Source organism: Lutibacter sp. (assembly GCF_013139515.1).
Taxonomy (GTDB): domain Bacteria; phylum Bacteroidota; class Bacteroidia; order Flavobacteriales; family Flavobacteriaceae; genus Lutibacter.
The window spans coordinates 1-6,422 of sequence record NZ_WTAR01000045.1 but is presented as its reverse complement, the minus strand read 5'-3'; the positions used below and the strand labels follow the sequence as shown (position 1 = coordinate 6,422).

General features: G+C 29.4%; 7 protein-coding genes. 3 read left to right on the top strand and 4 right to left on the bottom strand.

From position 1 onward, the window contains the following. Positions 1-1,232: tyrosine--tRNA ligase (gene tyrS, locus GQ540_RS05225; protein WP_291798359.1), on the bottom strand; the 1,232-nt coding region annotated here is incomplete at its 3' end. A 120-nt stretch (positions 1,233-1,352) separates the two neighbouring features. Between tyrS and GQ540_RS05220 the strand changes: the two genes are divergently transcribed. Next, positions 1,353-2,357 carry an SDR family oxidoreductase gene (locus GQ540_RS05220; RefSeq protein WP_291798355.1) on the top strand — a complete coding sequence of 335 codons (1,005 nt, stop codon included), beginning with the start codon at positions 1,353-1,355 and terminating at the stop codon, positions 2,355-2,357. Positions 2,358-2,384: 27 nt separating this feature from the next. On the opposite strand, the gene GQ540_RS05215 is transcribed toward GQ540_RS05220, so the two are convergent. The 3 genes from GQ540_RS05215 to GQ540_RS05205 are packed head-to-tail and all read right to left on the bottom strand — an operon-like array spanning position 2,385 to position 4,925. Next, complete coding sequence (locus GQ540_RS05215) at positions 2,385-2,849, bottom strand: DUF4296 domain-containing protein (RefSeq protein ID WP_291798353.1); 465 nt, start codon at positions 2,847-2,849, stop codon at positions 2,385-2,387. Continuing rightward, positions 2,842-4,191 carry a dihydroorotase gene (locus GQ540_RS05210; RefSeq protein ID WP_291798349.1) on the bottom strand — a complete coding sequence of 450 codons (1,350 nt, stop codon included), beginning with the start codon at positions 4,189-4,191 and terminating at the stop codon, positions 2,842-2,844. Before GQ540_RS05210 ends, GQ540_RS05215 begins: the two co-directional genes overlap by 8 nt. Positions 4,192-4,205: 14 nt before the next feature. Further along, positions 4,206-4,925 carry a polyprenol monophosphomannose synthase gene (locus tag GQ540_RS05205; RefSeq protein WP_291798346.1) on the bottom strand — a complete coding sequence of 240 codons (720 nt, stop codon included), beginning with the start codon at positions 4,923-4,925 and terminating at the stop codon, positions 4,206-4,208. Positions 4,926-4,994: 69 nt separating this feature from the next. On the opposite strand from GQ540_RS05205, the gene GQ540_RS13210 reads away from it, so the two are divergent. After that, complete coding sequence (locus GQ540_RS13210; RefSeq protein ID WP_367205935.1) at positions 4,995-5,657, top strand: DUF4271 domain-containing protein; 663 nt, start codon at positions 4,995-4,997, stop codon at positions 5,655-5,657. A 17-nt stretch (positions 5,658-5,674) separates the two neighbouring features. Beyond that, positions 5,675-6,421 (top strand): uroporphyrinogen-III synthase, encoded by a 747-nt coding sequence (locus GQ540_RS05200; RefSeq protein WP_291798343.1) that lies wholly within the window; start codon positions 5,675-5,677, stop codon positions 6,419-6,421. The last annotated feature ends 1 nt before the right edge of the window (position 6,422 follow it).

The following is a 6,422-nucleotide window of genomic DNA, read 5'->3' as shown; positions in this document are numbered from 1 at the left end:
TTATCAGCAATTAAATCTGAAATTGTTATAATACAATCATCTTTCACTTTTTCTTTATTTACAGAAATTGAATTCTCTTTTAATGCTCTTCGTACTTCACCATTCGATTTTAAAAAATCGTTATCTGCAAAAGCTGGTACAATTTCTAAACCATTTTCAATAACACTACGTTCTATTTTAGCTTGTGGAACACCATCAAAAACATCTAAGAAGGTTTGTTCATCTAACGATTTTAAATCATTAGCTGTAGATTTTCCAAATAAAATATTTGAAGCTTTTATAGCGTTATCATAAGCTTCTCTACCGTGAGTCATAACAGTTACTTCTTCTCCAATTCTTTTTTGAAGAATTCTCATATGAGGCGCTTCTTTATGTTCAGCAATTAGTTGCTCAATAGTTTCTTTATCTAAAAATGTAAATATTTTAATATACTTTTCAGCATCTTCATCAGAAGAATTCAACCAATATTGATAAAATTTATAAGGTGAAGTTCTTGCAGCATCTAACCAAACATTTCCACCAGCTGTTTTACCAAATTTAGTACCATCGGCTTTTGTAATTAGTTTACAAGTAAGCGCGTATGCTTTTCCTTGTGCTTTTCTTCTAATTAATTCAGTTCCGGTAGTTATATTTCCCCATTGATCTGAACCTCCCATTTGAAGTTTACAATTATTTTCTTTGTATAAATGGTAAAAATCATATCCTTGAAACAATTGATACGTAAATTCTGTAAAACTCATTCCGGTTTTAGAATCAGAATCTATACGTTTTTTAACAGAATCTTTTGCCATCATGTAATTTACGGTGATGTGTTTACCAACATCGCGTACAAATTCAATTAATGAAATACCTTTCATCCAATCGTAATTATTTACCAATTCAGCAGCATTTTGTGAAGTGCTATCAAAATCTAAAAAACGAGCTAACTGACCTTTTACACCAGCAATATTTTTGTTTAAAGTAGCTTCATCTAATAAATTACGCTCGTCAGATTTTCCTGAAGGATCACCAACCATTCCCGTTGCTCCACCAACCAATGCAATTGGATTATGACCTGCTTTTTGAAAATGCATTAAAATAATTATTGGTACCAAACTTCCAATATGTAACGAATCGGCAGTTGGGTCAAATCCAATATAACCAGTAGTTTTATTTTTTAATAAGTATTCTTCAGTTTCAGGCATCATATCGTGTAACATGCCTCTCCAACGTAGTTCTTCAACAAAATTCATTATCAAAATTTTTAATTTCAGCAAAGATAAAATTTTAGTTGTTAGTTGCGACGTTTAGTGATTAGTTTTTTAAATGAAGTTGATTGTAAAATACCCAAACATTTTTTATACTTTCGTTTTATGATTTTAGTAACTGGCGGAACGGGTTTAGTGGGAGCGCATTTATTGTACCATCTTTCTTTAGAAAATGATAGCGTGAAGGCTATTCATAGAAAAAACAGTGATTTACAGGCTGTAAAAAACGTTTTTAGCTATTATTCTGAAGATTTTGAAGCGTTGTTTAAAAAAATTGAATGGATTGAAGCAGATATAACAGATATATTTTTGTTAGAAAAAGCTTTTGAAAACGTTACTGAAGTCTATCATTCTGCAGCATTAATTTCTTTCAATCCGAAAGATTATAAAGTAATGCGAAAAGTGAATATTGAAGGCACTTCAAACATTGTGAATCTATGTATAGATAAAAAAGTTAAAAAATTGTGTTTTGTGAGTTCTATTGCAACCATTGAAAAGGCGGTAAACAATAAAATTATTGATGAAGATTGCGAATGGAATACCGAGTCTAATAATTATGGGTACGCCATTACAAAATATGGTGCAGAAATGGAAGTTTGGCGCGCGTCGCAAGAAGGTGTTGAAGTTGTAATTGTAAATCCTGGTGTAATTTTAGGAGCCGGTTTTTGGAATAATGGTGGTCCGGGAGAATTATTCACCAAAATTTATAACGGTTTAAAATTTTACACTGAAGGTGTTACAGCATTTGTTTCAGTAACCGATGTTGTTAAAACAATGATACAGTTGATGAACAGCAATCTGAAAAATGAACGCTATATTTTAGTTTCAGAAAATGTAAGCTTTAAAGAGGTGTTTTTTAAAATAGCTGATGATTTTGGTAAAAAACGACCTTCAATTAAAGTTACAAAATTGATGAGTTCAATTGGTTGGAGATTGGAAAAAATTAAATCTAGTTTAACCGGTAAACAGCCTGTTTTAACCAAACAATCTTCAAAGTCAATTCATCAAAAATATTTTTATTCTTCAGAAAAAATTGAAAAGGCGCTTGATTTTAAATTTGAACCTGTTTCAGAAACTATTAAAAACGTTTGTGAATTATACAAAAGATAGCTATCTGAAATATAATATTTAATATTATTATTTCGGGAATTCCTTTTTTGAATCACCTCTTAGGTTCGGTTTTAAAGCATCTTTTCTTGGTGACTTTATTCGAGAAAGTCTTAAAGAATCACGTTTTATACGATCTAAAGAATCATTCAACTTAACTTCAGCATCAAATTGTTTTTTTAGCGCTTTTAGGCGTTCGTCAACTCTAGTTAATATTTCATCATAATCATCTATTCTTGATGTATAATAAAAGTTACTTTCTTTAAATCTGGTAGTATCAATTTGATATTTTTCAAAAACCAAAGGGAAATAATTTACACTACGCTGAAGGTGTATGTTTTTTATATTATCACCTCCATCAGCAAGAAAAATATCGGTTAATAAATCAACCATTTGCTCTTTTGGAATTAAATTTTTTGGCTTCTCAAAAATTGTGTTACTAGTACACGCTGCAAAAAAAATACTTAAAATAAGTATGTAGCTAAATTTATTCATTTGTTCTATTAAACAGTAATCGTTTTCCTTTTATTGTATTATGAAATATGCCATTTTGATATGCTAAATGGCCATTTACAAAAGTATGCGTAATTTTTGAATAAAATGTAGTGCCTTCAAATGGTGACCAGCCACATTTGTATAAAATATTATCTTTAGTAACGGTCCATGGAGATGAAATATCAACCAATACCAAATCAGCATAATATCCTTTTTTAATAAATCCTCTTTTATCAATTTTAAATATTTTAGCAGGGTTATGACACATTTTCTCTACTATCTTTTCAATAGAAATTTTTCCTTGACTGTGCGCTTGTAACAACGCAGGTAACGCATGTTGAACTAAAGGGCCACCGCTTGGCGCTTTTGTATAAACCTGTTGCTTTTCTTCTTTTGTATGTGGTGCGTGATCAGTTGCAATTACATCAATTTTATCATCAAGTAATGCTTTCCAAAGACCTTCTTTATCTGTTTCGGTTTTTATAGCCGGATTCCATTTTATATATGTTCCTTTGGTTTCGTAATCACGTTCATCAAACCATAAATGGTGTACACAAACTTCAGCAGTAATTTGCTTTTCTTCAACAGGAATTTTATTTGCAAAAAGTGCTGTTTCTTTAACTGTTGACAAATGAAATACGTGCAAACGAGCTCCAGTTTTTTTAGCTAATTCTATAGCTTTTGATGATGATAAATAACACGCTTCTTCACTTCTAATTTTTGGATGCAATGCTATAGGAATATCATCTCCATATTCTTTTAAATAGGTTTCTAAATTCTTTTTAACAGTAGCTTCATCTTCACAATGCACAGCAATTAACATTTTAGTTGAAGAAAATATCTTTTCCAAAACTTTTTCATCATCTACCAACATATCACCCGTTGATGATCCTAAAAACAATTTTATACCAGCAACATTTGTTGGGTCGGTTTTTAATAATTCATCTAAATTATCATTTGTTCCACCAAACATAAATGAGTAGTTAGCATAAGAATTATTGGCAGCGATTTCAAACTTTTTGGCTAATAATTTTTGTGTGGTTGCCTGCGGAACTGTATTTGGCATTTCTATAAACGAAGTAATACCCCCTGCAATAGCGGCTTTGCTTTCAGTTTTAATAGTTGCTTTATGTGTTAATCCTGGCTCACGAAAATGAACCTGATCATCAATAGCTCCCGGAATTAAGTATTTCCCTTCAGCATCAATTATAGTTGTATTGGCAGATTTTGAACTAATTGAAGTGTCAATATCTACAATATATTCACCATCAATTAAAACATCACCCTCAACTATTCTTCCTTCGTTTACAATTTGAGCATTTTTAATAAGTGTTAAACTCATGTTCTTCTTTTTCTTTATTTAGGTAATCCTTGCAATCTCATTTTAATAACTCCAAAAACGGCTTCAGAAATTATAGAGCCACTCATTTTTGAAGTTCCCTCTTTACGATCAGTAAAAATAACTGAAACTTCTTTATGTTTAAATTTTCTTTTCCATGCTTTAAATTTCATTTCAATTTGAAACGCATAGCCAACAAACTTAATTTTGTCTAGTTCAATACTTCTTAGCACATTACTTTTGTAACAAACAAAACCTGCTGTAGTATCAAAAATTGGGATTTGGGTTATAATTTTAACGTATTTGGAGGCGAAGTAGGATAAAAGTAATCTTTTAATATCCCAGTCAACTACGTTAATTTTGTTGTTTAAGTATCTTGAACCGATGGAGAAATCTGCTCCGTCAATAGCACAAGCATTGTATAAATGTATTAAATCTTTTGGATTATGCGAAAAATCAGCGTCCATTTCTATAATATAATCGTAATTTTTTTTTAACGCCCATTTAAAACCGTGTATATATGCGGCTCCAAGACCATTTTTTTCTTTTCTTATTTCTAAAAATAAATTAGAAAATTGTTGTTGTAATGTTGATACAATTTTTGAAGTTCCATCTGGTGAGCTATCATCAACAACCAAAATATCAAATTGCATCTCTAAAGAAAATACCGCTTTTATAATAGCTTCAATATTTTCTTTTTCGTTGTAAGTTGGTATAATTACTAGCGTATTTGACATATAACAAAATTATTGCGCAAAGATAAAACAAATAATTCCTAATTTTGCGTTAAAACTATAGCTAACTTAATGTTTGAAGCAACAAAAATAATACAAGGTAATAATGACTGGATAACACTGGTTTTATTAGCGGTATTTAGTATTCTAACACTTCTTAAAATACTTTATAAAAACAGATTGATTCATATAAACACGTTATTTATATCAAATAGGAATATCACAATTTATTTTAATAAAGAAAAAAATAGACTTTTAGATGGTTTTCACATGTTGTTTTTTATAATTCAACTATTAATTTTGTCTTTATTATTTTATTTAGGCAATGTTTACTTTCAATTTCAAAAAACCGAATTAAATTTTAACTATTTCTTATTGATTTTTTGCGGAATTGGAGGGTATCTAATTTCACACTATTTAGTTGGGTTATTAATCGCATTTTTATTTGATTTTAAAAAAGAATATAGCAAAATAATATTTTTTAAATTAAACTATTTTAACAATTTAGTGTTATGGTTGTTTCCGTTTCTAATTCTTAGTTTTTACGCCGCTTCTTTTAATTATTTATTACTTAAAATAACACTTGTTTTGTTGGTCTTATTAATAAATTTAATAACTATTTTAATATTGGTAAATAATAAAAAGCTCATATTAAGCAACTTGTTCTATTTTATTTTGTACATTTGCGCCCTTGAAATAGCACCTTTAATAATTATTTTAAAATTAACTATTTAAAGATAAAATTGAAGAATATGAAAGTGAAAACAATATTAGTTTCTCAGCCACCTCCAAAAACTGAAAACTCACCTTACATAGATTTATCAGAAAAACAAAAAGTTAAAATTGACTTTAGACCTTTTATACATGTTGAAGCAGTTTCAGCTAAAGAGGTAAGAACTCAAAAAATTGACTTAAATAACTATACTGCAATTGTATTAACAAGCAGAAATGCTGTTGATCATTTTTTTAGAGTTGCAGAAGAAATGCGCTTTACAGTTCCTGATAGTATGAAATATTTTTGCCAATCTGAAGCTGTCGCTTTTTACTTACAAAAATATGTTGTGTACCGTAAACGTAAAATTTATGTTGGCCAACGTACAGTTCCAGAGTTAATTAAAGTTATAAAAAAACATAAAGACGAAAAGTTTTTATTACCATCTTCTGATAAATTAAAAGAAATAATACCTACATCTTTAAATGAAATAGAAGTAAATTGGGAGAGAGCAATTTTATTTAAAACAGTTGTAAGTGACCTATCTGATTTAGAAGGTGTTTTTTATGATATATTAGTGTTCTTTAGTCCTTCAGGTATAGATTCTTTATTCAAAAACTTTCCTGATTTTAAACAAAATAATACGTGTATAGCTGTTTATGGAAACTCAACAGTAAAAGCTGCAACTAATGCGGGTTTAAAATGCACTATTCAAGTACCTACTCCTGAAACTCCTTCAATGACAATGGCTTTGGAGAAATATATAGTTAAGGTAAATAAAAAATAAG

Bases quoted from the DNA above. Each gene is read 5' to 3' on its own strand.
- GQ540_RS05200 (WP_291798343.1), top strand. From the start codon at position 5,675: ATGAAAGTGAAAACAATATTAGTTTCTCAGCCACCTCCAAAAACTGAA.
- GQ540_RS05210 (WP_291798349.1), bottom strand. From the start codon at position 4,191: ATGAGTTTAACACTTATTAAAAATGCTCAAATTGTAAACGAAGGAAGA.
- GQ540_RS13210 (WP_367205935.1), top strand. From the start codon at position 4,995: ATGTTTGAAGCAACAAAAATAATACAAGGTAATAATGACTGGATAACA.
- GQ540_RS05205 (WP_291798346.1), bottom strand. From the start codon at position 4,925: ATGTCAAATACGCTAGTAATTATACCAACTTACAACGAAAAAGAAAAT.
- GQ540_RS05220 (WP_291798355.1), top strand. From the start codon at position 1,353: ATGATTTTAGTAACTGGCGGAACGGGTTTAGTGGGAGCGCATTTATTG.
- GQ540_RS05215 (WP_291798353.1), bottom strand. From the start codon at position 2,849: ATGAATAAATTTAGCTACATACTTATTTTAAGTATTTTTTTTGCAGCG.